The sequence below is a fragment of the Streptomyces caelestis genome (assembly GCF_001279005.1).
Taxonomy (GTDB): Bacteria; Actinomycetota; Actinomycetes; order Streptomycetales; family Streptomycetaceae; genus Streptomyces; species Streptomyces heliomycini.
On record NZ_LGCN01000130.1, the window covers coordinates 1 to 285 of the forward strand.

The 285-nt window shown below is 61.8% G+C and carries 1 protein-coding gene; it reads right to left on the minus strand.

Features of this window, described 5'->3' with window-relative positions:
• The coding region (locus ADK41_RS12880; protein WP_209438644.1) for a cbb3-type cytochrome c oxidase subunit I at nucleotides 1-285 on the minus strand (285 nt) is incomplete at both ends.

Consider the following 285-nt stretch of genomic DNA (forward strand, 5'->3'; position numbering starts at 1 on the left):
CTTGCCGGTGAACTTCGGCCACCAGAAGTGGAAGCCGGCGAACATCGCGAAGACGACCGTGCCGAACACCACGTAGTGGAAGTGCGCCACCACGAAGTAGCTGTCCGAGACGTGGAAGTCCAGCGGCGGCGAGGCCAGGATGACACCGGTCAGACCACCGAAGGTGAAGGTGATCAGGAAGCCCAGCGTCCACAGCATCGGGGTCTCGAAGCTGAGCGAGCCCTTCCACATGGTGCCGATCCAGTTGAAGAACTTCACACCGGTGGGCACCGCGATCAGGAACGT